This is a genomic window from Sphingomonas sp. (assembly GCF_035317925.1).
In the GTDB taxonomy this organism is placed as follows: domain Bacteria; phylum Pseudomonadota; class Alphaproteobacteria; order Sphingomonadales; family Sphingomonadaceae; genus Sphingomonas_I.
On sequence record NZ_DATHFV010000144.1, the window covers coordinates 1 to 23,080 of the forward strand.

Sequence of the window (23,080 nt, forward strand, 5' to 3'; positions counted from 1 at the left end):
CGCACGAGCTTGGCCATATCGAAGGTGGCGACGCGGTTCGTAGCGACGATGCGATCGCCGCCGCCACGCGCGTGACCCTGCTGTCCTTGTTGGTCGGTATCGCCGCGACCGCGGTGGCGGGGCCGGCGGGCATGCTGGCGATGCTCGCGGGCCAGGACGCGGCGATGGGCAAGTTCCTGGCCTATAGCCGCCAGCAGGAAGGCAGCGCCGACGCCTCGGCCGTGCGCCACCTCAACGACGCGCATCTTTCCGGCAAGGGCATGGTCAGCTTCTTTGGCAAATTGAAGCAGGAAGAGTATCGGCTGACGCCGAGCTACACCCAGATCGATCCTTATGCGGTCGACCATCCGATGACCGCCGATCGCCAGGCGGCTTTGGAGGCCGATCTCGCAAAATCCCCTTGGTGGAACACGCCGAACGACCCGGCGCTGCAAGCCCGCTTCCTGCGCATCAAGGCCAAACTGGTCGGTTATCTCGACGATCCGCCGATCGTGCTCAACAAATTCCCCGAGCGCGATAAGAGCGTGCCGGCCCATTATGCGCGCGCTTATGCCTATCATCGCGGCGGCTATCCCGAGGCGGCGATGGGCGAGGTCGGCGATCTGCTCGCGGCCGCGCCGCACGACCCCTATTTCCTGGAGCTGAAGGGCCAGATCCTGCTGGAGGGCGGCAAGCCCAAGGAGGCGATCGCGCCACTGCGCGAGGCGGTGCTGCAATCGCGCTCGACGCCTTTGATCACCGCCTTGCTCGGCAATGCGCTGGTGGCGACCGAGGATCCCAACGACTTCAAGGAGGCGGCGCAGGTGCTCAAGGTCGCGGTCCAGCGCGACAATGAAAATCCGCAGGCCTGGTACGATCTCGGCCTAGTCTACACGCGCATGGGCGACGAGGCGCGCGCCAGCCTTGCCAGCGCGGAGCGGTTCAGCCTGCAGGATCAGCCCCAGCTCGCGCTCGCCAATGCCGAAATCGCGATGCACGGCATTCCCGTCGGCACGCCCGATTATCTGCGCGCGCAGGACGTCGCGCTGACCGCGCGCGACGAGGCCGAACGCAAGCGCCGCAGGAAAAAGTGAACCGACCTATCCGATTGTGGGTCGCCGCGGCGGGCATCGCGCTCGCCTGCGCGATCGGCCTCGCGATCGGGGCGCACATGGTCGCGGGATCGGACGACGCGGCGTTCGGCAAAAGGGTGCGGGCCTATGTCCTTGCTCATCCAGAGATTGTCGCCGAGGCGGCCGAGCGGCTGCGGATCGGGCCCGTGCGCGAGGCGGTCGAAACGCCCTTTCCCGGCGCCTGGGCGGGCAATCCGCATGGCGACGTCACGCTCGTCATGTTCACCGACTATAATTGCCCTTATTGCCGCGCATCCGCGCCCGAGATCGACCGGCTGCTTGCGAGCGACCCCAACATAAAGGTGGTGTGGCGCGAAATGCCGGTGCTGGGGCCGGGCAGCGATGAAGCGGCAGCGGCGGCTTTGGCGGCGGCGCGGCAAGGCAAATATCTGCCCTTCCACCGCGCGCTCTTCTCAGGCGGTCACCCCGACCAAAATGGTGTTGCGGCGGCGGCCAAGACCGTGGGCCTTTCGCCCGCCAGCCTGATCGCGGGCGGCAAGACCCCGGAGGTGCAGGCAGAGATCGCGACCAATCTCAGCATCGCGCACCGGCTGGGGATCGGCGCGACGCCCTTCTTCATAATCGGCAACCGCACGCATGAAGGCGCGCTGGGCTACGACGCTTTGGCCGCTGCGGTGGCGGAGGCACGGGCAGGCGCTCAGTAAGCGTTGCGGTGGACGACCACGCGAAGCGTGTTGATCAGGATCGATATGTCGCGCCAGATCGTCCAGCCATTGAGATATTCGAGATCGGCGTGGAGCCGGTTGGCGAGATCCTCGCGCTCCCTGGTTTCGCCGCGATAGCCGCGCACCTGGGCGAGCCCGGTCAGGCCGGGCTTGGAGGCGTGGCGGTGCCAGTAACGCTCGTCGACTTCCCAGAAGAGTTCGTTGCCGGCGAGGCTGCCGAGCGCGTGCGGGCGCGGACCGACCAGGCTCATCTCGCCGCGCAGCACGTTGAACAATTGCGGCAGCTCGTCGATGCTGCTGGCGCGGATGAAGCGGCCGATGCGCGTCACGCGATCATCGTCCTTGCTGGTCGATTTGGCGCCCGCCTGATCGGTCAGATCGGCACGCATCGAGCGGAATTTGTACGTCAGGAAGATGCGGTTGCCGCGGCCGACGCGCGGCTGAAGGAACAGGACCGGCCCGCGGCTGTCGAGCTTGATCGCGATCGCGGTGACGATCAGCAGCGGCGCGAGGAAGATCAGGCCCGGGATGGTGAGCGCGAGGTCGAGCGTGCGCTTGGCGAAACGGCGCGACAGATCGAGCGGGGCATGCGCCACCGCGACCGTATGCTTGCCCGCGAACATGCCGATCCCGATCGCACCCAGTTCGTCCAGTTCGTGGGCGAGAATATGCCCGTTAACGCTCGATCCCTTGAGCAGGATCGACCACACCTGCCGCCGTTCGGGCGGGCAGGCGATGACGACGCGGTCGACCCCGCGCAAATGCATGCCGAGCCGGTTGAGCATGTGCGGATCATGGACGTTGGGCACCAGATTGTCGGCCTGCGTGTCGAGCACGTGCACGCCGGGCGGCGGGATCATCTCCACGCCGTCGATGATGAGCAGATCGTAGACCAGCTGCATGCCCGTGCGGTGGCGGACATAGACGTGGCAAAGATAGCGCCCCGCCGCCATCGCCCCGAGCGTGACGACGATCGCGAGCCCTGACGTCATCCGCGACAGATCGGAGCTGACCTTCATGTAGAAAGCCAGGAAGAAGACCGCGAACACCGCGAACACATAAGCGAGGCTGGCGCGCGAGAAGCCGGTGCGCACGTCGCGCAGCACGTCGGCGGCATAAGCGTCGCTGTTGATCGCCACGCCGACGAAAATCGGCAGCACGACCGCGAACAGGTTGATCCCCGACGGCGCGAACGGATCGCCGAAATGGAGGAAATTGCCGATCAGGCAGCCGGCAAGGATGGTGGCGCAATCGACCACCAGGATCATCAGACACAGTCGCACGCGCAGCGACTGAATTTCCGACAAATCGATGCGCGGCTTTGGCGAAGGCTTGACCGAAGCGTCGTTCACGATTCAGCGGCGCTCCGCACGCGCAAACGCGGCCACCGATCGGCTCGAGCCGGCGCAGGGGTCCGTTCGTCGCATGATTTGGCCTATGATGCTCCCCAAGGCCCCCTGGCGGGAGGCCGCAGCCTGCGACAACACCATGATCAGGACACTGTCAACGCGCAACAGTTGAACCCCGGTCCCCGCACGCGCTAAACCGGCCTAGAATCAAGCTTTTCCGGTTGCTGCGATGCAAAAGCCGCGCTTCCCAGCGCACGATGCCATCGTTTCGGATGCGTATCGTGCCGGCCTGGGCGATCGGTTGTTCGCAAGTGCAGAATTTGCAAGTCGAAATGGTTGGATCGCGTGGACCGAACCTTATTTCCGGCCGCCTAATCGCCGAGTCAGCAGGCGCGAATAGTGGCGATGGGTAACGGATTGTTAAGGCTCTATTGCATCGCAACGCGAATAAGTTACAAGAGGGGTCGAATCGTATGGTTCGAGTCGGGTTGGGGGGTATTCATGAGTCGCTTGGCGATCATCGCTGCTGGCGCCTTGCTTTTAGGCATGGTTTCGCCTGCGCTTGCGGACTCTAGCACCTTCGGTCAGTTCACGCAGAAGGCCAGCAATCAGCGGCTCTTTCGCTACCTGAACAAGGATACCGCGACCACCAAGGGCGCTGAGATTTACACGACATCGACCGCTTCCTCGACGGCGCACGGAACGATCCCGATTTATTACGTCATGGGCGTCAACAGCCTGCCTCTCGATCTGCTCGGTCAGCAGGACGCGCACCTGAGCGTCGATTTCATCTCGACCAGCGGAACGACGGGCCCCGTTGTGGGCAACTCGCGCGTGCAGATGTTCGGCAGCGGCACCATCACCATCACGCGCGACACGGCTGCGCTTGAGGGCATGGGCGATCGCACCAACCTGCTGACGCTGACCTTCACCAATGCCGAACTGGATGCGAGCAACAATAACGGCTCCTTCACGTTCAAGAGCAACGACGATTCAGTGATCAACTATTCGTCGGACTTCCTCGACTTCGCCGGGGTGATCTCGAAGGACTTCTCTTTCTCCTTCTCCGGCGCGAGCCCCAAATTCCAGGCCGCGCTTGGCAGTTCGAGCGTGAATACGCGCTTCTCGGGCACCGGCACTTTCGCCTCCGATCCTGCGCCGCTGACCTTCAGCGTTCCCGAAGCCTCGACCTGGGCGATGCTCGTGATCGGCTTCAGCGCGGTCGGTGCGATGATGCGCACGGGCCGCCGTTCCAAGGATCTGTTCGCAGCGTAAGCGAGCGCTTGCTGACAGAGATCAGGCCGTCGGTCCCAGACCGGCGGCCTTTCTTTTTTGGCCGATAATGGGTTTCCCGCTCAGCCCTGCTGGTCGGCCAGCTTCAGCAGATACTGGCCATAACCGGTTTTGGCGAAGACTTCACCGCGCTGACGCAGCTGATCGATGGTGATGAAGCCGGCGTCGAACGCAATCTCCTCCAGGCAGGCGATCTGCAGCCCTTGGCGGTGCTGGACGGTGCGGACGAACTCGCTCGCTTCGAGCAGACTGTCATGCGTGCCTGTGTCGAGCCAGGCATGGCCGCGCGACAATTGCTCCACGAACAATTCGCCACGCTCCATATACATGCGGTTGAGGTCGGTGATCTCCAGCTCGCCGCGCGCCGACGGGCGGACCTGGTGCGCGAATTCGCACACGCGTTCGTCATAGAAATAAAGGCCGGTGACCGCCTGGTTGGATTTAGGCGCCTTCGGCTTTTCCTCGATCGACAGCGCGCGGCCATCCTTGTCGAGTTCGACCACGCCATAAGCCTCGGGATGATCGACCCGATAGGAGAAAACGGTGGCGCCGTGCGTGCGTTCGCGTACCGTCCGCAGCTTGGGGCCGAGATCCGCGCCGAAGAAGATATTGTCGCCCAGCACCAGAGCGCCGGGGCCGCCGGCCAGGAAGGGTTCGCCGATCAGGAAGGCCTGGGCCAGGCCCTCGGGCTTGGGCTGGACCGCATAGCTGATCTCGATCCCGAACTGGCTGCCATCCTCGAACAGGCGCCGATAATTATCGAGATATTCGGGCGAGGAGATGATCAGCACTTCCCGCAGGCCGGCGAGCATCAGCACCGACATCGGATAATAGATCATCGGCTTGTCGTAGATCGGCAGCAATTGCTTGTTGATCGCGAGCGTCGCGGGGTGAAGCCGCGTGCCGCTGCCGCCGGCGAGGATGATGCCCTTCATGCCTGGTCCTTTACGAGCGCATCGACGATCTCGTCGATCGCGCCGCGCCAATCGCGCGGGGTGATGCCATAATCGCGGCCGATCTTCGCGGTCGACAGCCGCGAATTGGCTGGCCGCGCGGCGGGGGTGGGATAGTCGCTCGTCAGGATCGGCTCCACCGAAGGCGACGGGCGGCCATGCGTCGCGGCGCGCGCAAACACCGCCTCGGCCAGCGCATACCAGGTCGCTTCCCCGCCATTGACGAAATGATAGGTGCCGTAAGGGCCGGCTTCGATCCGGCCAAGAATATGCAGGATCGCGCGCGCGATATCGTCGGCCGAGGTCGGGCAGCCGCGCTGATCGGCGACGACGCGCAATTGCGGCCGCTCGGCGCCGAGCCGAAACATGGTTTTCACGAAATTGGCGCCGGTGGCGCTCACCACCCAGGCGGTACGCAGGATCACATGGCGCGGCGCGGCGGTGCGGATCGCCTGTTCGCCGCCTTCTTTCGACGCGCCATAGACGCCGACCGGAGCGACGGGATCGTCTTCCCCGTAGAAATCGCGCTTCGTTCCGTCGAACACATAGTCGGTCGAGACATGGATGATCGGGATGTCCGCCGCTTTGGCGGCCGCTGCCAGTGCCGCCGGCGCGAGCGCGTTGACCTGCCAGGCGGCCACCACGTCGGTTTCAGCGCGGTCGACCGCCGTGTAGGCCGCGCAATTGACAATCGCCGCCCACGGCCGCGATCGCACCATCGCCGTCAGTTCGGACGGCACGGTCAAATCGAGCTCCGACCGGCCGGGCGCGAAAATCTCGATCTCCGCCGGCGCCAGCCGCTCCAGCGCGCCGCCGACCTGGCCCGATCCGCCGGTGACAAGAATCGGCCCCATCAGCCCTTCAGGCCCACACGTTGCACTGCGCCCTTTTCCTCGACCAAAGGCCGCCACCATTCCTCGTTGTCGAGATACCACCGCACGGTGTGTTCGATGCCGCTGTCGAAGCTTTCCCGCGCGCTCCAGCCGAGTTCGCGCTCGATCTTGCTCGGGTCGATCGCATAGCGATGGTCGTGGCCCGGCCGGTCGGCGACGTAGGTGAGCTGGTCCTTGTAGGATTTGCCGTCGGCACGCGGGCGGATGCGGTCCAAAGTCTCGCAGATGCGCGTGACGACGGTGATGTTGGTGCGTTCAGCGCGGCCGCCGATAATGTAGCTCTGGCCGGGCTCGCCCGCTTCGAACACGCGGGTCAGGGCGCGGGCATGGTCCTCCACGAACAGCCAGTCGCGCACGTTGAGGCCCTTGCCGTAAACCGGCAGTCCTTCGCCGGCCAACGCCTTGATGATCATCAGCGGGATCAGCTTCTCGGGGAAATGATAGGGCCCGTAATTGTTCGAGCAATTGGTGATCAGGACCGGCAGACCATAAGTGTCGTGCCATGCCCGGACGAGATGGTCGGACGAGGCCTTGGACGCCGAATAAGGCGAGTGCGGATCGTAGGGCGTTTCCTCGGTGAAGAAGCCGTCGTCGGCGAGCGTGCCGAACACTTCGTCGGTCGAGATATGATGGAAACGGAAGGCCGCCTTCGCCGCATCGTCGAGCCCGCGCCAGTAATCAAGCGCGGCGGACAGCATCGAGAAAGTGCCGACGATATTGGTCTGGATGAAGTCGGCCGGACCGTCGATCGAACGGTCGACATGGCTTTCGGCGGCAAGGTGCGTAATCACGTCCGGCCGGTAATCGGCGATCGCCTTCGCCACCGCCGCCCCATCGCAAATATCTGCCTGGAGGAAGCGATAACGTGGCGCGTTGGCGATCGGCTCCAGGCTGGCGAGATTGCCGGCATAAGTGAGCTTGTCGAGATTGAGCACCTCGTGCGGCGTGTCGCGCACCAGATGGCGCACCAGCGCCGAACCGATGAATCCGGCGCCGCCGGTGACGAGGATGCGAAGCGGCTTCGGGTCGGTCATGCGTCGATCGGCTCCAGCGGGCGGCCGTCATAGCTGAACGGGCTCATCGCTTCGGACAGGGTGGGCAGGATCTCGTCCTTGGGCGAGAGAATAGGGCCGTTGGCGGGCAGCGGCCAGGGCAGCGTGAGGCCGGGATCGCTCCAGATCACGCCGCCCTCGCTTTCGGGCGCATAGAGGCCGCTCACCTTATATTCGACCTCGGTATCCGGCTCGAGCGTGACGAAGCCGTGGGCGAAACCCACCGGCACGAACAATTGATGGCCGTTATCGGCGGAAAGCTCGGCTGCGACCCATTGGCCGAAGGTCGGTGAGCCGCGCCGCGCGTCGACCGCGACGTCCCAGATGCGGCCGCGCACGCAGCGGACGAGCTTGTCCTGGCCATTGGGCGGCGCCTGCCAGTGCAGGCCGCGCAACACGCCCGCGTCGCGTGACATCGAGTGATTGTCCTGCACGAATGCGCAGCCGATCCCCATTTCGGCGTAACGCGACCGGTTATAGGTCTCCGAGAACCAGCCGCGATCGTCGCCGAAGCGGCGGGGGCGCACCAATTTCACCGGCATATGTTCGTCCCCGCTGTTCGACGCTGCGTGTTCCGGCTTCGCGCTATCCAATGCGGGTGCGGCTGAAAACCCCTGGCCGAAGCGGCCCTCACAGAGCCAGCATCTTGGCCACGCTCGGTACCTCTAAGCCACAGGCCGGCCCGCGGGTCCTGGTGCAGGTCGTGCGGGCGATCTGCATCGCGGGCCCGCTGCGCGGATGGGTGCGATAGAAGGATACCGCCCGCTGGGCGGCCTCGTCGGTGCGTTTCTGGCTTATCAGCCAGTCGATTTCGGCCTGAAGCGCGTTGGTGCTTTCGGGAAATTGCTGACGGACATTGCCGAAGGCGCCGGCGGCGAGCACCTGATTGCCCTGGGCCGCATAGACCTGCGCGACCAGCAAGGCCGCCTCCTCATTCGAATCGTCATCATTGGTGACGAGCTGTGCGTCGGTGAAGGCACCGCGATAGTCCTTCGCCATCAGCTTGAGCCGCGCGCGCACCAGCAGCGCTTCGGGGTTACCGCGGTCGAACGCCAGCACGGCATCCGCCTTGGCCTTGGCCTGCGCGGTCTGGCCGGTCGCGAACAGGGCGCGCGCATATCGCGTCTGGCTGTCGATATTGCCGCTGGTCACGTTGGCAGGGGCGAGCGAGGCGAGCAGCTCCAGCGCGTCGTGCGGATCACCCATGCCGATCAGCTGGTTGGCAAGCGCCGCCCGCACCCGCGGCGGCGAATCGGCGGCGAGTTTGGCGATCTGGGCCTGAGCCTGGGGCAGCGGCTGCGTGTCGCGCCAGAAATTGCCGATCGCGATCAGCACATCGGGGTTATGCGCGAAATGCTGCAGCAGGCCGCCGATAATCTCATGGACCTTGTCCTGATCCCGGGCGGCGGCATAAGCGCGCGCCGCTTCGAGCGCATAGCGCGGATCGTCGGGGTAAAGCGGCATCATCTTGATCGCGGTTGCGCGAATGCCGCGCATGTCTCCAATCCGGCGATAGAAGGTCATTACCTGGAACAACAGATCGCGGGGATCGTCGGCGACGGCGGCGCGCTTTTCCATCAGGTCGATCGCCTCGCGTGTGCGGCCGAGGCCGTCGAGCGCGCGCGCCTTGAGCACATAGCCGTCGGCGCGATCAGGCAGCGCCGCGATAATCTGGTCCGACAAAGGCAGCGCATCCCTGAAGCGGCGCTGGCTGACCGCGATTGCCCCGCTGGCGAGCAAACCGGCAGGATCGCTGGCCGATAAGGCGAGCAACGGATCGATAAAGCGCTTCGCAGCGTCGAACTGGCCGCTCCGCACCGCCAGGATCGACATATTCTCGAGCGCCTCGATATTGTCGGGTTCGAGATCGAGCGCGGCCTGGAAGGAATTGGCCGCAGCCGCGGGGCGGCCCATCTGCATTTGCAACTCGGCGAGCTTGAGATAGCGGCGCGCGCTGGAATCGTCGTACGAGACAGCCTTCTGAATCGCCGACATCGCGGCCGGATAGGCCTGGATGGACATCATCCGGTCATATTGCGCCTCATAAGCATCGGCCTTCTCTGCGCCCGACTTGCAGGCTGCGAGCGACAGCAGCAGGCCGATGAAGGCGATCGTAGCGGGGCGGGACATCAGAGGCATGGCCAATTGCGGTACGGGAAGGGAACGGTCGGGCGTGCGGCCCGTAGTAACCGAAGTTTCAGCCTTTGGGCGCAGGAAACGATCAGACCGTCGGATCGAAGCCGAAATGTCCGCGCCGCGCCGACTGACCGGTGGGAACCCATAAGGCACATAAACGCTGGAAAAGCCAATTCGCAAGTGCGAGACACGATCGCCACGTCTAAGGGGTTACACCGTATGAGAATGACCGCCGCGATCGCGCTTGCCGTCGCGCTTCTTGTGCGCCCGGCCGCCGGCTTCGCGCAGGATGCCGCCGCCCCCGTCGCGGGCGCGAAGCCCGCCGCCAGCACCTATCGCATCAGCCCGGGCGATCAGCTTCAGATCTATGTCTGGGGCGACGAACGGCTCCAGCGCCAGCTCAATGTCCTGCCCGACGGCACTTTCGCCTTCCCGCTCGCGGGGACGATCATGGCGGCCGGCCATACGCCGAACGAGATCGAAGCGGCGCTCTCCAAGTTGCTTGCGCCGCAATATAAAGGCGTCGATCAGCAGGTGACGGTGTCGGTCGTGGCACCCGCCGGTATGCAATATTCGGTGATCGGCAAGGTCCGCTCGCCGGGCAATTTCACGCCGACCCGCTACGTCAACGTGCTCAACGCGCTCGCCCAGGCGGGTGGGCCGACCGACTTTGCCGACGTCGCCAACATCATCATCATGCGCACGACCGGTGGGCGCACCCAGGTGATCCACACCCACTTGTCCGGCATCATCAAGGGCAAGCCTTCCGGCGGTGACCTCGACGCCAGCAGCGTGCCGCTGATCCAGGCGGGCGATACGGTGATCGTCCCGTGAGATTAGTCCCCTTCGCGTTATTCGGCGTTGCGCTGGCGGCGCCGGCGGCGGCCGGATCGATCCAGTTCAGCGCATTGCTCAGAGGCGAAGTCGGCGACGGCACGAACCCCTTTCTGCGCCCTGGCGTGACCCAAGGCTCCGGCCTGGCGTCAGGCTCGTTCACGCCCAAATTCTTTTATCAGACGGCGCGATCCGCGACCACGCTCGATGGCGAATATAGCCGGCAGCAATATTTCAGCCGCTACGGCTACACCGATTCGCTGCGCGCGACTTTGGGCCGCACTGATCAGCTCAGCGCGCAGCTTCAAACCACCCTCGGGGCGAGCTTCACCACCAGCAACAAGGTGACGATCACCGATCCTTCGCAGGTGGCCGATCAGGATCCGCTCAATATCGGGCGGCGAACCTACAAATCCTCAGGCCAATATGCGTTGCAATGGCAGGCGAGCGCGAAGGACCAGCTGAGCTACGGCGCGCAGATCGAGCATCTGGCCTATGGCGGCGGCCAGAGCACGGTGAGTACGCTCGCCAGCGACTATACCCAGGTGTCCGTCAACGGCGGCTATAACCGCGCGGTCGATGCCCGCACGTCCTTCGGTTTGCAGGCCAGCCTGAGCAGCGTGAAATCCCAAATCTACCCGGACAGCCGGACGATCCAGCCCTCGTTCACCGCCAAGCGCCAGATCAATGCGATATGGGAAATGGACGGCCATGTCGGCGTCGTCCTGCAGCGTATCGAGGGGCCTTTCGCCAGTTCGACCACCAGTGTCAGCTACGGTGTCAATCTGTGCGGCGCTTATCCGCGCACGCACATATGCCTGTCGGCCCAGCACCAAACCGCGCCCAGCGGCTATGGCAGCCTGCGCACCAATACCGGCATCAACGCCAGTGTGAGCCACGATCTGTCCGAACATAGCCATGTCACCGTCAACGCGAATTATTTCAAGACCAGCGCCAGCGCATCGGAGGGGCCGGTGATCGCCCCGACCGCGCGCGCGTTCCTGTCATCGGTGCAGTATGATCGCGATATCTCGCAGCGGCTGTCTGCTGGATTTGGCGGCACCTATCAGTGGCGTAGCACCTCGACGCTAGGCGCGGGGCGCTCGATCGCCGGAACGATTCACGTCACTGCCAAGCTTGGAAGGATGTAAATGGCTACGCAGCTGTCGGAAGCTGAAACGGGCGGTGGAGGCGGCGGATTCGTTTCCGCTTTGCCGGCCATGTTGTGGCAACGCCGCTGGTTCGTGATTGTGCCCGTAGTCGCGGCGACGGTGGGCGGGCTGGTCACGGCTTTCCTGATGCACCCCGTCTACGAATCGTCGGCGACCGTGCTGATCGAATCGCAGCAGGTGCCCGACGATCTGATCGGCGCGCTCTCAGGGGGAGGCAGCAAGGTCAGCGACATGATTGGGCAGCGTATCGCGCGGGCGCGGGAACGCGTGCTCAGCCGCCAGGATCTGATCCGCCTGATCCGCACCTATGGCCTGTATCCGCGCGAACAGCGGACCATGCCTTTGTCGAAAATCGTCGACAAGATGCGCGACGACACCACCGTCCAGGCGATCGACAACGCCATGATGGGCGGCGCGCCGAGCAAGAAGAATCTCGGCCTCGCCAACACGATCGCGATCACGGTTGCGTTCCAATATGACAATCCGGTCAAGGCACAGCTGGTCGCGCAGCAATTCGTCGACCATTTCTTGGAGGCGGACGCGAGCACGCAGGCCAGCCAGGCGACCGACACAGTCAATTTCCTGAGCGAGCAGGCCAACCAGATTCAGTCGCAGATCCAGCAGCTTGAAGGGAAGGCGCTCCAGATTCGCTCCCAGAATGGCACGATTCTCGCGCTCGGCAATCTCTCCGGCAACACGACGCAGGATTACGGGCAGATCGAAACGCAGATCGCCGGGCTGCAGTCCCAGAGCACCCGGTTGCAGACCGCACAGGATCAGGGCGTGACGCCGACCGACACCGCGGTCGGGCAGGCGGAAGCGCAGCTGCGCATCGCCGAGGCGCGCTTCTCCGATACGCACCCCGACGTGATCGCCGCCAAGGCACAGCTGGCGGCCGCCAAGAGCGCGGCGGCGGCGAAACCCAGCGTCGATCCGATCCAGTCCCAGCTTACGGCCAATCGCAGCCAGATCGCGGCGCTTCAGAACGCCCGCAACATGATGGCGTCCAACTCGGCCGCGGCGCGGGCGGCGGCAGCGCGCGCCCCCGCGATCGCGAGCCAGCTCGACCAGCTCGAAAAAGCAGCCGAGGTGCTGCGCGATCAGTATCGCGGCATCGGCGTCAAATTGCAGGCGGCGCAAATCCAGGCACGCATGGAATCGGAACAGAAAGGCGAACGTCTGACGCTGTCCGATCCACCGGTCGTGCCCGACCATCCGCTGCGCCCCAACCGGCCGCTAATCATCGCGGGCTCGATCGCGGGCGGGTTCGGTTTCGGGCTGATGCTGGTATTGCTGATCGAGATCATCATGCGCCCGATCCGCGGCACCGCGGCATTGCGTGCGGCGCTCGGCGAGGCACCTTTGGCGGTGATCCCCGATTTCGACCTTCGCCCGAGCTGGATCGCGCAGATGATCGAGCGCCGGGTCCGTCGCAAGTCCAACGCGTCGGTGCGCGCATGAACACCGCGCAGGCTGTATCAATGTCTGGAGTTCCGCTTCGATGACCGCGCCTAAATCGGACAAGGCCGCTTTGTTCGCGCCGATCGACCGGATGGAGCCGTTCGACATCGTGCCCGAGCAGTTCGAGGATCAGAACATCGTTGGCTTCCGCAACGCCGATACGCGCGCGCGGCCGTTCAAGCTGCTCCGCTCGCAGATCGTGCGGCAGATGGAGGATCGCGAGATCAAGGTGATCGGCATCACTTCGGCGGCGCCTAATGTCGGCAAGACTTTCGTCGCGTCGAACCTGGCGGCGGCGCTGTCGCGCATCGCCGATTATGACGTCTATCTGATCGATCTCGATCTGCATCGGCCGGCGGTGGCTGGGCGCTTCTCGTTCGAGTCCCAGGGCTGGGGCATCCACGATTTCCTGAGCGGCGAGCAGCCGGACATGAATCAGATTGCGCGCCGTATCAACGACGAGCGGCTGGTCGTCGTGCCGGGTTATAAACGGGACGTCGCGACCGGTGAATTGCTGACGAGCGCTGCCGGCACGCGGCTGTTCGATGGCCTGCGCGCCTTGCCCAAGAGCGCGATCGTGATCGTCGACATGCCGCCGATCTTCGCCGACGACGACGCGGTCATCATCGGCCAGCATCTGGACGGCTTCATCCTGGTGGTGGAGGACGGCAAATCGACCCGCAAGCAGGTGCTGGAGACGATCCGCTTATTGTCGCCGACGCCGTTCATGGGCGCGGTGCTCAATCGTTACCGCAGCCAGATCTTCGCCGACGAATATGGCTATGGCTTCGCTTATGGCTATGGCGGCTACTACTAAGCGGCACCCGCGGCCGGCTAAAGAAAAGGGGGCGGCACTCCGGGTGAGTGCCGCCCCCTTTCGTGTTTCGGGCTGGCTTACTTGCCGGCGGCGGGCGCTGCCGCGGCGGGCGCGCCGGGCTTCTTTGCCGGCGGCGAGAAGCCGTTCTGATAAGTGATCTTGGCACCGTCGCGCAGTGCCTTGAGCTGATCGCTGATCAGCTTGGTGAACTGCTGCTGGCGCCATGCGCCGACCGCACCCTGACGCGCCTGCGCCGGATCGGTCGCGATCGCCTGATGCCCGATCACCGCATTGACGGTGATGATGCCGTTGGTCGGCAGAACGAACGGCTCGCCCGCCGGCAGCCCGTTGATCGCCTTGATCAGATCGGTCGGCACCTGCGCGGTGTCGAGGCCCGCCTTGACGCGATCGAACTTGATACCGAGGCTGGTCAGATGCGCGGCGACCGCGTCCAGATTGTGGTCGGACTGGATGACGCTCAACTTCTTGATGTCGGCCGGGGTCGGCCGGAAGCGGATCTGATCGAGCTGAAGTGCTTCACGGCTGCTGAAGGCGTTGGGATGGTCCGCCATGAACTTGCTGATGTCGGCATCGGTCGGCACCGGCACCGCCGCCAGTTGCTGCTTGGCATAGGTCTGGGCGAGCAGCAGCTCGTCCGCGCGCTGCTTCTGGCTCTGGAATTCGGGGCTTTTGTCGATCTTCTTGTCGCGCGCCGCGGTAAGCAGCAGCTTGCGGTCGATGATGTGCTGGAGCGCTTGCTGCTGGGCAGCCTGCTTGTCCGCGCCCTGCGGGATATTCGATGCCTGGATCTCGGTATTGAGTTCCTGCAGCGTGACTTCGTCGCCGTTGACGGTGGCCGCTACCTGCCCTTCCGGCGCTCCCTTGTGACAGCCGGCCAGCAGCGCGGCCATGGCGCACATCGTGCTGATTGCTAAGCGCTTCGACATTGATTCACTCCTAAGATGCCGCCCCCGCGGCCAATATTTTGGTCATTGTATCGCACGGCAAAGCGCGCGTGCCTACTGTCATCCCGCACCAGGGCCGATCAGCATATGGCGGAATGGGACGGGCATCGCGCTCAGCATCTCGGCCGCGAATTTCTTGAGTGTGGCCTGCGCCTGCTCGGCGTCGTTCGAGACGGTCGACAGCCGCACCAGAAGGCCGTCGGGGATCGATCCGGCCAGGTTGCTGCGGATCACGGCCACGCGCTGGCCGGTCCAGCTGGTCGGCACCATATCGCCGATCCGGGTCCAGTAGAGTACCTGCTCGACCCGCGTGTCGCTGCTGGCGGTGAAGCTGCGCGACGCAACCCGGCGGCCCCCCGGCAGCGGGATCGCGGTTATCTCGGTTTCGGTCAGATGGAAGCCGCTCGCCGGATAGCAGATCTCGGGCCGGTGGATCTGGAGCATGCCGCCCTGGCTGCTGCCATAGGCCATCAGCAGCATCACCGGCAGCTGATCGGGCGACGAATAAGACCGCGTGACCTGCTGATCGTAGAGCAGGCGCGCCAGCTGATCGGGCGGCGGCAGGACCAGCCCGCTCGCCATCTCGTAGGACCAGTTGTCGATCTTGAGCGGAACGAGCTTGTCGAGCTGATCCTTGCCGATCATCATCGTCGGGCGGCGTGGCATGCGCGCATAAGCGGTGCCGGCGGCCACGAGCGCGACGCCGCCTATCAGCAGATCGCGACGGCTCGGCCGCAGATCGGGTATATCGTCGGCCGCCATCAGCGCGCGCTCCGTGTCGCCAACCGGCGGCGTATGGGTTCAGCCAGGCGATCAATGCCGAAGATGCTGAGCAAGGCCACCGCGAACATCACCATGCCGGCAAAGCCGTGGAGGAAGCCCTGCGCCCAGGCGTCGCCCATGAAGTCGGTGATCAGGATCAGCAGCAGCACGCGCACGAAGTTGGCGAGCACCGCGACCGGCAGGATCGCGATCATCAGGAACAAGGCGTAGCGCCAGTTCGCGTTGTGGCGGACGTAGATGTAGAACAGGCCGATCGCCGACAGGCTGATGATCGAGTTCAGCCCCGCGCAGGCCGCGGCGACGAGAATGTCATATTGGTCGACCTGAATGATCACGCCCTTGCGCGCGATCGTCATCCCGCACGCGTCGAGCAATGCCACCGCGGCGCGCGAGATGTTTATCTTGAGCGGCTGGGTGAGCGTCGCGACCAGGCTGTCCGGCGGCGGGAACAAGAAGACGAAATAGAGCGTCGGGAACCACAGGAGCCGCATCACGGCGGTGCCGCAATAGGCATAGAAGACCACGACCAGGGTCAGATAGAGCGCGACGCCTTCCAGCTCGAGCGTGGTGGTGACGCGCGCGAGCACATAGAGCATCAGCATCGGGATCAGCAGCGCCATAACGAGCGCGAGATTGCCGCGCCGGATCAATGGCACGATTTCGCGCCGGAGCTGCAGCACCAGCCAGATGCCGGTGGCGAGCACGATCGGGCCATGCGCGCCCTGTTCGGTCGACCAGGATTCGCGCGCGACCTCTACCATCGTCGGAATCGTGATTGCGGCGAGGCCCAGCCACAGCAGCCAATGCGGCAGCAGCGCCCGCCACCACGGCGGTATGCCCGATGGGTTTTGCGACAAGGAATGGTCCGTAGCGGCGATGTCAGCGTTGGGCATTCGTTACACCAGACCCTAACTCAAACGCCGTAGGACAAACACAGGAACGAGCGCGAATAGCGGGTTCCCACGCGCCTGCCAATGGGGCGTGCGGGTTAAGGAAGAATGGAAATCGTTACGGCGCCGTTCAATCCGCGTCAGGCGTTGCCAATTTCCTTCGCGCCGCGGCCGACCGCTTCATAGGTGAAGCCTGCGGCTTCTGCTTCGGCGCGGGTATAGACGTTACGCAAATCGAGGAAGACGGGCGTCGCCATCGCCGCCGCCAGCCGCTTCAGGTCAAGATGGCGATATTCGTCCCATTCGGTCACCAGCGCGATCGCGTCCGCGCCCTTGGCCGCGTCATAGGCGTCCTCGGCAAAGGTGACGTCGGTCAGCAATTCGCGTGCCTGCTCTTCGCCTTCCGGATCGTGCGCGCGAATCCTGACGCCCGAATCCTGGAGCGCGCGGATGATCGAAAGCGCGGGTGCTTCGCGCATGTCGTCGGTATTCGGCTTGAACGTCAGACCGAGGATCGCGACCGTACGCCCACGCGGATCGCCGCCCATCGCCTTCAGCACCTTGCGGCCCATCGCGCGTTTGCGTGTCTCATTGACCTGGACGACGACGTCGACGACACGAATCGGCGACTGATAGTCCTCCGCGGTCTTGAGCAAGGCGAGCGTGTCCTTGGGGAAGCAGGATCCGCCATAGCCGGGTCCGGCATTCAGGAATTTGGCGCCGATACGATTGTCGAGGCCGATGCCGCGCGACACGTCGCGCACGTCCGCGCCGACCGCCTCGCACAGATCGGCCACCTCGTTGATGAAGGTAATCTTGATCGAGAGGAAGGCGTTGGCGGCATATTTGATCAGTTCGCTGGTGCGCCGCGCGGTGAACACCAACGGCGAATTCGGACCCTCGAACGGTGCATAGATTTCCTGCATCACGCCGCGCGCGCGCTCGTCGTCGGTACCGAGGACGACGCGGTCGGGCTTCATGAAATCCTCGATCGCAGCGCCTTCGCGCAGGAATTCGGGATTGGATACGACCGAGACCTGGGCCTTCGGATTCGCTTCATGGATGACGCGCTCGACCTCGTCGCCGGTGCCGACCGGCACGGTCGACTTGGTCACGATGACGACCGGCCCCGTCAGCGATTCGGCGATCTCGCGCGCGGCGGCATAGACGTAGGACAAGTCCGCATGGCCGTCTTCCTTGCGCGACGGGGTGCCGACCGCGATGAATACCGCCTCGGCGCCGTCGACCGCAGGCTTGAGATCGGTGGTGAAGGACAGGCGGCCGGCCGCGACGTTGCGCGCGACCAACGCGTCGAGTCCGGGTTCGTAGATCGGCATTACGCCCTTCAGCAGGCCGTCAATCTTGCGCTGATCCTTGTCGACGCAGATCACCTCATGTCCGACCTCGGACAGGCAGGCCCCCGAAACCAGGCCGACATAGCCTGTGCCAATCATCGTGATGCGCATCGATCTTCCTCTGGCCGCAGGGCCCCAACCGCTCGCCCCAAGAGCCGCAAAGTGCGGCCAATGCAAGACTTGCTGTTGCGCCGCGGCATTACAATATGAAGGCCAAGCCTGAGGAGGATGACATGGCCGAGCAAATCGCGACTTTGGCTGGTGGCTGCTTCTGGTGCATCGAGGCGGTATTCGACGATATCACCGGCGTGACGGCGGTCGAAAGCGGCTATATCGGCGGGCATATCGTCAATCCAACCTATCGTCAGGTCTGTAGCGGCGATACCGGCCATGCCGAGGCGATTCGCGTTCATTTCGACGACGATCAGATCAGCTACGGCGAACTGCTCGACATCTTCTTCGCCGTGCATGACCCAACCCAACTCAACCGGCAGGGCAATGACGTCGGCCCGCAATATCGTTCCGCGATCTTCCCCAATTCGCCCGAGCAGGAAAGCGCGGCGCGAGGCGCGATCGTTCGCGCGCAGGCGGATTGGGATCGACCGATCCTCACCATGATCGAACCCGACGCGACCTGGTATCCGGCCGAGGAGTATCACCAGGAATATTTCGCGCGCGAAGGCGACAGCAACCCCTATTGCCAGGTGGTGGTGGCGCCCAAGCTCGCCAAGTTCCGCAAAAACTATGCGGCGCGACTGAAGGCTGACGTCTCGGCCTGATCGGTCGCCGCAAATAAAGACCGTTACATGATCAATCGAATTTCGGCGTGGCCGCCGCGGCGCGCTGAACAGGTGCGTACGCCGACTTTAGGCTCTCCGCGGGACGATTGCCCCCGAATTGTAAACAATCGTGACGATTGGCTCTTTGCCGTCCCAATTGTGAAATTTCGAGGCTATTAACCCTGATCGCAGGTTTACCCTGCCTGCGTCCGAGTGGCTTCGCGTTGTATCGTGTCTAGGGGATTTAAGTGGTTTCCGGGGGTCGTCATGCGCATCGCTATTCTTGAGGATGATCCGGCTCTGGCCGATCAAATGGCGCACGCGCTGGAGGACGCTGGGCACGGCACCCACCTTTTCCGCACTGGCGCGGCATTGGTGACCGCGCTCAAGCGCGACACGTTCGATCTGCTGCTGCTCGACTGGAATTTGCCCGACATGTCCGGCGTCGACGTGCTTTCGTGGGCGCGCGAGCATCTTGAAAGTGTGCCGCCGGTCCTGTTTGTGACCAGCCGCGGCGACGAGGCCGATATCGTGCGCGCGCTCAATCTGGGCGCGGACGATTATGTGGTGAAGCCGATCAAGGTTGCCGAATTCCAGGCGCGAGTCGGCGCATTGCTGCGGCGGAGTTTCCCGGCGCAGGCCGCCGATATCCAGGATTTCAGTGACATCCGCTTTGATCTCAGCCGACAGATCGTGGTCGTCGGCGGCGCGGAGGTGGTTGTCACCAACAAGGAATTCGGCCTCGCCTTACTGCTGTTCCAGAATCTCGATCGGCCGCTGTCACGTGCCTATCTACTCGACAAGATCTGGGGGGTGAGCCCCGATCTGCAGACGCGTACATTGGACGCGCATGTCTCGCGCATTCGCTCCAAATTGAGCCTGCGGCCCGAGGCTGGCTATCGCCTCGCACCTGTGTACAGTTATGGCTACCGGCTCGAGAAGTTCGAGGGGGAGCCGGAGGGGAGCTGATTTTGCGTAAAGGGCTTATCGCGCTTGCGCTGCTGGCCGGCACCGCCGCGTCCGGTGCGCCGCGAGTCCCGCCCGTCGCTCCCAAGCTGACGGCGACGCCCGGTAACGATCCGCCGATCAGCTACACCGTCCGCAAGGGCGACAATCTCTACAATCTGGCGCTGCATTACATGCATCAGCTGAGCGACTATCGGGTCGTTCAGACGCTGAATCATGTGCGCGATCCCTACCGCATCCCGATCGGGACCAACATTCTGATCCCGCGGCCCTTGCTGCGCAGCGATCCGCTGCAGGCCAAGGTGATCGCCTTTCGTGGCGTCACCACGATCGACGGCCAGGCCGCCGTGCTGGGCGCGGCGGTGGGCGAGGGCGGGCGTATCCAGACCGGGCAGAATGCCTTCCTCTCGATTGGCCTGACCGACGGATCGACGATCACCTTGCCGTCGCAGACGAGCGTGCGGGTCGAACGGCTCCGCCGCTTTCGCCTGACCAACGAAATGGAGCGCCTGTTCCGCGTCGACGACGGTCGCACCCAGACCGAGGTCACGCCACGCACCAATGGCCGCGACCGGTTCGAGATGCGCACCCCGATCTCGGTCGCCGCGGTGCGCGGCACCGATTTCCGCGTCGCCGTGCTCGACGGCGGCAAGGCGGCTACGGCGGAAGTGCTGGGCGGCCATGTCGGCTTGGCCGGCGGCGGCGCGGAGACGGTGCTCGATCCCGGCCTCGGCGCGCGCGTCACTCCCGACGGCACGACCGGGCCGGTCAAATTGCTGCCGCCGCCCGACATCGCCGATCCCGCACGTATCCAGTCGGAGCCCGAACTCGCCTTCGGCGTCGCGCCGCTCGACAAGGCGGTGCGCTACCGCTTCCAGATTGCCAAGGATGCGGGCTTCCTCGACATCGCTGAAGAGACGATCGCGGACCGGCCGCAGGCGGCCTTGCCGTCGGTGCCGAACGGCGACTATTTCGTGCGCGTCACCGGCATCGACGCCAACGAGATAGAAGGGCTGCCGCGCGTCACGGGCTTCGAGCGGCATCTGAACGCGATCCGCGCCACGGTCGAACCGCTCGGCGGGCATCGCTATCTGTTTAAATGGCAGGATCTGGGCGAGGGCGCGCATCAATATCGCTTCGTTATCGCCCGTGCCGACACCCCCGACAGTCCGGTGGTCGACGAACCGGCGCTGACCGACAAGAGCTTCGTCGCCACCGATCTGCCGCCCGGCGACTATGTCTGGCACGTGCAGACGAGCGGCGTCAGCAATAGCAAGAGCTATAGCAACTGGTCGACCCTGCAGACCTTGACGGTGGCCGGCGAGGCAAAGCCTGCGAAGAAACGTGCGAAGCCGCCTGCTTCTTGAGTGGCTGCTGGTCGCGGGGCTGGCGGTCTTCACCTTGTGCCTGCTGGTTTCCTATCGGCTGACCGAACGGCCGGACAACCTCGCTTATGATGCGCTGATGAAATTGCGGCCGACCTTGCCGTCGGACGTGGTGATCGTCGCGATCGACGAGTCCAGCCTCGGCACGATCGGCCGTTGGCCATGGCCGCGCGAGGTCCATACGCAATTGCTCGACCGGCTTGCCGTCGCCCGACCCGCCGCGATCGGCTATGACGTGCTGTTCGTCGAGCCGAGCGCGGCCGACACCGCGCTCGCGGACGCGATCGGCCGGGCCGGTAATGTCGTGTTGCCGGTCACGTTCACGGTCCCCGGCGTCGATGGCACGCCGTTCGATCTCCAGCCGCCGGTGCCGCCGATCGCGCAAAAAGTGCGCGCGGTCGGCCATGCCGATCTTACCCCCGACCAGGACGGAATCGTCCGGCGGGCGAGCCTGCTGGCGGGCGACGCGCGCGCGCATTGGCCCGATTTTGCCGAGCAGATTCACCGGATCCTGACCGGGCGGCCGTCGCCGGCCTTCCAGCAAAGCACGCATATGCCCTTGCCGGCCGACCGGTTCGGCTTCTCGCAGCCCATACTGATCCCCTTTTCGGGGTCGGCTGGCTTCCACCGCACCGTCTCGTTCGGTGCGGTGCTGCGCGGCGAGGTGCCGCCCGAACTGCTGCGCGGCAAGGTCGTGCTGGTCGGCAGCACCGCGAGCGGATCGGGCGACCAATATCCTGTGCCGAGCGGCGCGATGCCGGGGGTCGAGATCCTGGCCAATCTGGTCGACGCGCTGATCGACAATCGCGCGATCCACGAGCTCCAGCCGGAGACGGTGCTGGTGGCGGCCTTGGTGCCGCTGTGCCTGTTGCTCGCCGCGCTCCTGCTGATGCCGCCGCGCGTCAATGTCGTGCTCGGCCTCGCCCTGATGGCTTTGGTGGTGGCCGTGAGCGGGGGGCTGCTCCTGTGGGCCGATATCTGGCTCCCGCCGACCGCCGCGCTTGCCGGACTTATGATCGTCTATCCCTTGTGGGCGTGGCGCCGGCTGGAGGCGGCCAACGCCTATATGGTCGAGGAACTGACCCAGCTGCGCGGCGAGGCCGATGCCTTGCCGATGGGCGCCGCTGCCCAGCGCACCGGCCGGTTCAACGAGGCGATCGCGCGCCAGACGACCTTACTCCACCTCGCCATCGGCCGCGTGCGCGATCTCCGGCGCTTCTTCGCGGACAGCCTGCAGGCGCTGCCCGACGCAACCCTGGTGACCGATGAGGAAAGCGAGGTGCTGGTCGCCAACCGTGCCGCCGATGCGCTGTTCGGACCCAGCGGCGGCCTGCCGCTGGCCGCGTTGCTCGGCCGGCTCGCGCCCGATCTTGCCGGGCAGGATCCTGGCGACGGCGCGCGCGAGATCGCGGCCGCGGACGGACGCATCTTCGTGCTGACGGTGGTTCCGCTGAACGACGCGCTCGGCAATCGTGCCGGATCGATCGCGCGGTTGACCGACATCACCGAAATCCGTCTCGCCACGCGCCAACGCGAAGATGCGCTCCAGTTGCTGACCCACGACATGCGCTCGCCGCAGGCGTCGATCCTCGCTTTGCTCGATCGCAAGGGCGAGGACGAGAAGTCGCTGCGCGCGCGCATCGCCGGTTATGCGCGGCGCACGCTCAAGCTGGCTGACGATTTCGTCCATTATGCCCGCGCCGAATCCGGCCAGCATGCCGAGGAATTGCTCGATTTCGCCTCGATCCTGGTCGAGGCAGCCGACGATCAATGGGCGCTCGCCCAGGCCAAGAAGATCCGCGTCGAGACGCCGGCGGACGAGGAAGAGTTTCTCGTGCTGGGCGACCGGTCGCTTCTGTCGCGGATGCTGTGCAATCTGATCGGCAACGCGATCAAATATAGCGACAGCGGCACGATTGTGCGCTGCACGCTGGAGCGGGAGGCGGCAACGCGGGCAGGCCCGGAAATGTTGCTGTGCCGGATCGCCGATCAGGGCCATGGCATCGCGCCCGAGGATCTCGATGCGATCTTCCGCCCCTTCCATCGCTCGCGCGGCGCCGAGGGATCGGGTGCGGGCCTTGGCCTCGCCTTCGTCCGCACGGTCGTCCAGCGCCATGGTGGTGCGATCGAGGTAGAAAGCGTGCTTGGCGAGGGCACGGCTTTCAGCCTGCGTCTGCCGATCGCGATCGAGGGCTAGGC

Annotated in this window: 21 protein-coding genes; 11 read left to right on the plus strand and 10 right to left on the minus strand. The window is 64.7% G+C overall.

All coding sequences use genetic code 11. The annotated features are described in order from the left end of the window. The coding region (locus VK533_RS10900) for a M48 family metalloprotease (RefSeq protein WP_324377343.1) at window positions 1–1,073 on the plus strand (1,073 nt) is incomplete at its 5' end. Next, on the plus strand, window positions 1,070–1,777 hold the full coding sequence (locus VK533_RS10905) for a DsbA family protein (RefSeq protein ID WP_324377345.1): 708 nt from the start codon (window positions 1,070–1,072) through the stop codon (window positions 1,775–1,777). The genes VK533_RS10900 and VK533_RS10905, both read left to right, overlap by 4 nt. Here the strand turns inward: VK533_RS10905 and VK533_RS10910 are convergent. After that, the gene (locus VK533_RS10910; protein WP_324377347.1) at window positions 1,771–3,150 is read right to left on the minus strand and encodes a sugar transferase; all 1,380 of its coding nucleotides are present in this window, start codon (window positions 3,148–3,150) and stop codon (window positions 1,771–1,773) included. The two genes, VK533_RS10905 and VK533_RS10910, sit on opposite strands and share 7 nt — an antisense overlap. 498 nt (window positions 3,151–3,648) lie before the next feature. On the opposite strand from VK533_RS10910, the gene VK533_RS10915 reads away from it, so the two are divergent. Continuing rightward, window positions 3,649–4,422, plus strand: a complete 774-nt coding sequence (locus tag VK533_RS10915; protein ID WP_324377349.1) for a hypothetical protein — start codon at window positions 3,649–3,651, stop codon at window positions 4,420–4,422. Between the two features lie 80 nt (window positions 4,423–4,502). Here VK533_RS10915 and rfbA read toward each other — a convergent pair whose 3' ends face one another. The 5 genes from rfbA to VK533_RS10940 all read right to left on the minus strand — a co-directional run bounded on the left by rfbA (window position 4,503) and on the right by VK533_RS10940 (window position 9,468). Next, entirely contained in the window at window positions 4,503–5,375 is an 873-nt protein-coding gene (gene rfbA, locus VK533_RS10920) for a glucose-1-phosphate thymidylyltransferase RfbA (protein ID WP_324377351.1), read from the minus strand. Beyond that, the gene (gene rfbD / locus VK533_RS10925; RefSeq protein ID WP_324377353.1) at window positions 5,372–6,247 is read right to left on the minus strand and encodes a dTDP-4-dehydrorhamnose reductase; all 876 of its coding nucleotides are present in this window, start codon (window positions 6,245–6,247) and stop codon (window positions 5,372–5,374) included. The genes rfbA and rfbD overlap by 4 nt, the downstream gene beginning before the upstream one ends. After that, the gene (gene rfbB / locus VK533_RS10930; protein ID WP_324377355.1) at window positions 6,247–7,320 is read right to left on the minus strand and encodes a dTDP-glucose 4,6-dehydratase; all 1,074 of its coding nucleotides are present in this window, start codon (window positions 7,318–7,320) and stop codon (window positions 6,247–6,249) included. Before rfbB ends, rfbD begins: the two co-directional genes overlap by 1 nt. Next, on the minus strand, window positions 7,317–7,880 hold the full coding sequence (gene rfbC / locus VK533_RS10935) for a dTDP-4-dehydrorhamnose 3,5-epimerase (RefSeq protein WP_324377357.1): 564 nt from the start codon (window positions 7,878–7,880) through the stop codon (window positions 7,317–7,319). Before rfbC ends, rfbB begins: the two co-directional genes overlap by 4 nt. Before the next feature lie 88 nt (window positions 7,881–7,968). Beyond that, window positions 7,969–9,468 carry a tetratricopeptide repeat protein gene (locus VK533_RS10940; protein WP_324377359.1) on the minus strand — a complete coding sequence of 500 codons (1,500 nt, stop codon included), beginning with the start codon at window positions 9,466–9,468 and terminating at the stop codon, window positions 7,969–7,971. 225 nt (window positions 9,469–9,693) lie between these two features. Between VK533_RS10940 and VK533_RS10945 the strand changes: the two genes are divergently transcribed. Genes VK533_RS10945 through VK533_RS10960 form a run of 4 tightly spaced genes read left to right on the plus strand, consistent with a single transcriptional unit; the run spans window position 9,694 to window position 13,758 of the window. Then, on the plus strand, window positions 9,694–10,308 hold the full coding sequence (locus tag VK533_RS10945) for a polysaccharide biosynthesis/export family protein (RefSeq protein ID WP_324377361.1): 615 nt from the start codon (window positions 9,694–9,696) through the stop codon (window positions 10,306–10,308). Beyond that, a complete protein-coding gene (locus VK533_RS10950) occupies window positions 10,305–11,459 on the plus strand; it encodes a hypothetical protein (protein WP_324377363.1) in 1,155 nt (384 codons plus the stop codon). Before VK533_RS10945 ends, VK533_RS10950 begins: the two co-directional genes overlap by 4 nt. Then, a complete protein-coding gene (locus VK533_RS10955) occupies window positions 11,460–12,941 on the plus strand; it encodes a GumC family protein (protein ID WP_324377365.1) in 1,482 nt (493 codons plus the stop codon). It abuts the gene before it with no gap. 40 nt (window positions 12,942–12,981) lie between these two features. Further along, entirely contained in the window at window positions 12,982–13,758 is a 777-nt protein-coding gene (locus VK533_RS10960; RefSeq protein WP_324377367.1) for a CpsD/CapB family tyrosine-protein kinase, read from the plus strand. Window positions 13,759–13,835: 77 nt separating this feature from the next. On the opposite strand, the gene VK533_RS10965 is transcribed toward VK533_RS10960, so the two are convergent. From VK533_RS10965 to VK533_RS10980, 4 genes are all read right to left on the minus strand, one after another. Next, entirely contained in the window at window positions 13,836–14,705 is an 870-nt protein-coding gene (locus VK533_RS10965) for a peptidyl-prolyl cis-trans isomerase (RefSeq protein ID WP_324377369.1), read from the minus strand. Window positions 14,706–14,783: 78 nt separating this feature from the next. Then, a complete protein-coding gene (gene epsI, locus VK533_RS10970; protein ID WP_324377371.1) occupies window positions 14,784–15,485 on the minus strand; it encodes an exosortase-associated protein EpsI, V-type in 702 nt (233 codons plus the stop codon). Then, window positions 15,485–16,399, minus strand: a complete 915-nt coding sequence (xrtV, locus tag VK533_RS10975; RefSeq protein ID WP_324377373.1) for an exosortase V — start codon at window positions 16,397–16,399, stop codon at window positions 15,485–15,487. The genes epsI and xrtV overlap by 1 nt, the downstream gene beginning before the upstream one ends. A 137-nt stretch (window positions 16,400–16,536) precedes the next feature. Then, on the minus strand, window positions 16,537–17,862 hold the full coding sequence (locus VK533_RS10980) for a UDP-glucose/GDP-mannose dehydrogenase family protein (RefSeq protein ID WP_324377375.1): 1,326 nt from the start codon (window positions 17,860–17,862) through the stop codon (window positions 16,537–16,539). A 122-nt stretch (window positions 17,863–17,984) separates the two neighbouring features. Between VK533_RS10980 and msrA the strand changes: the two genes are divergently transcribed. The 4 genes from msrA to VK533_RS11000 all read left to right on the plus strand — a co-directional run bounded on the left by msrA (window position 17,985) and on the right by VK533_RS11000 (window position 23,078). Next, complete coding sequence (gene msrA, locus VK533_RS10985; protein ID WP_324377377.1) at window positions 17,985–18,530, plus strand: peptide-methionine (S)-S-oxide reductase MsrA; 546 nt, start codon at window positions 17,985–17,987, stop codon at window positions 18,528–18,530. Between the two features lie 267 nt (window positions 18,531–18,797). Further along, window positions 18,798–19,499 (plus strand): response regulator transcription factor, encoded by a 702-nt coding sequence (locus VK533_RS10990; protein WP_324377380.1) that lies wholly within the window; start codon window positions 18,798–18,800, stop codon window positions 19,497–19,499. A 2-nt stretch (window positions 19,500–19,501) separates the two neighbouring features. Then, window positions 19,502–20,863 carry a FecR domain-containing protein gene (locus tag VK533_RS10995; protein ID WP_324377382.1) on the plus strand — a complete coding sequence of 454 codons (1,362 nt, stop codon included), beginning with the start codon at window positions 19,502–19,504 and terminating at the stop codon, window positions 20,861–20,863. Further along, a complete protein-coding gene (locus VK533_RS11000) occupies window positions 20,841–23,078 on the plus strand; it encodes a CHASE2 domain-containing protein (protein WP_324377384.1) in 2,238 nt (745 codons plus the stop codon). The genes VK533_RS10995 and VK533_RS11000 overlap by 23 nt, the downstream gene beginning before the upstream one ends. Window positions 23,079–23,080: the final 2 nt, after the last annotated feature.